Annotated in this window: 2 protein-coding genes; both read left to right on the top strand. The window is 30.5% G+C overall.

Features of this window, described 5'->3' with window-relative positions:
• Positions 1 to 490: N-6 DNA methylase (locus HG1285_RS01910; RefSeq protein ID WP_008289269.1), on the top strand; the 490-nt coding region annotated here is incomplete at its 5' end.
• A 104-nt stretch (positions 491 to 594) separates the two neighbouring features.
• Positions 595 to 1,497 (top strand): Fic family protein, encoded by a 903-nt coding sequence (locus HG1285_RS01915; RefSeq protein ID WP_008289268.1) that lies wholly within the window; start codon positions 595 to 597, stop codon positions 1,495 to 1,497.
• Positions 1,498 to 1,523: the final 26 nt, after the last annotated feature.

Genomic DNA, 1,523 nt, shown 5'->3' with positions numbered 1-1,523 from the left:
CGTATCAAGGGGAAGCGGAGCAGAAGGAAGCAACAGGGAAAGGGATATAAGGAAAAAGTTTGTTGAGCAAGATTTGATTGAGGCTGTTATTTTGCTTCCTGAAAACCTTTTTTATAACACAACAGCCCCGGGAGTAATTATCGTTTTAAATAAAAACAAAAAACATAAAGAAGAAATCCTTTTGATAAATGCCTCAGAAAAGTATGAAAAGGGAAGACCTAAAAATATACTTACAGGAATTGATGAAATAGCAGAGGTTTACCACAACTGGAAAGAAGTTGAAAAATTTAGCAAAATCATAACAAAAGAAGAAGCTCAAAAAAACGACTACAACCTGAGCCCTTCAAGATATATAACAATAGCGGAGGAAGAGGAAATAATACCTTTAGATGATGCTGTTGTTTTAGTTAAGGAAGCAGAAGAGGAAAGGATAAGGGCAGAAAAAGAGCTAAAAGAGATATTAGAAGAAGCCTTGGGGATAGAGATGTAAAACTTTTAAAACTGTCCCGATTTTAAAATATACCTTTTTCGTGACAAATTTTAAGATTGATTTTATCTTTATTCTTATAAAAACTTTAAATTTAGCGTGACAATATGATTGATGAAAAGTTAATAAAAAAAAGAAAATCCATTTTAGATAAACTTGGTGGACTTCCAGAGCCAAAGGTTCAAAATAAAGAGTGGCTTTATTTACTTGGGGAAGAAACAAGGAACTCTATTTTAGTAGAAGGATACTTTATTTCTGAAAAAGAGTTAAAAAAGGTTTTGTCTAAAAATGTCCCTATAACAAGAACAGAAGAGGAAGCATTTAACTATTTTAGAACTGCCAGTTTTATCTATGAATTAGCTTATGAAAATTACAAACAAAATGAGTTTATATTTGGAATTCCTTTAATAAGACAGATAAATAAAAGTTTAGGTGGAAAAGGAGATTTTAGAAAAGGGAAAATCCAGATAACAGGAGCGAAAATCAATCCACCAGAAGGCTACATTGAAGATTGGCTAAAAATATTCAACGACTTTGTAAAAGAAATTGAAAAAAAATTAGATTTTAATGCTCTTTCTGTTTCTCATGGATTTTTTGAGGAAATCCATCCATTTGAAGATGGAAACGGAAGAACAGGGAGAATTATTTTAAATTACATATTAATCAGTAAAGGTTATCCCCTTGTAATAATCAAAGGTGATGATAAAAACAAAAAACTTTACTACAAAGGTTTAGAAGAAATAGACACTCAAATGGCAGAAATTTTTGAAAGGTTTAAAAATAAAAAGCCTGACAAAAGAAAAGTTTTAGAAAAACTAAAAAGTGTAAAATCAAAAACATTACGAAATTTGATTTTAGAAGGTTTAAGAGAAAGTTTAGATAGGATAATAATAGGGATATACGAAGAAAAAGGGGCAAAATTAGAGCCTGTCTCAGAGCTTTTAAAAGAGCTTGGATACAGTCCAGAAAGTTCAAGGCAGTTAATAAAAGAGGCAAATAATAGCAGTTAAAATAAAATAAATGGTTTTCTACAAAG

The sequence above is a fragment of the Hydrogenivirga sp. 128-5-R1-1 genome (assembly GCF_000171895.1).
The sequence above is the reverse complement of the archived record's forward strand: the minus strand, read 5'-3'. Positions and strand labels throughout refer to the sequence as shown.

Excerpts from the sequence above, each read along its gene's own strand:
- HG1285_RS01915 (WP_008289268.1), top strand. The coding sequence starts at position 595 with ATGATTGATGAAAAGTTAATAAAAAAAAGAAAATCCATTTTAGATAAA.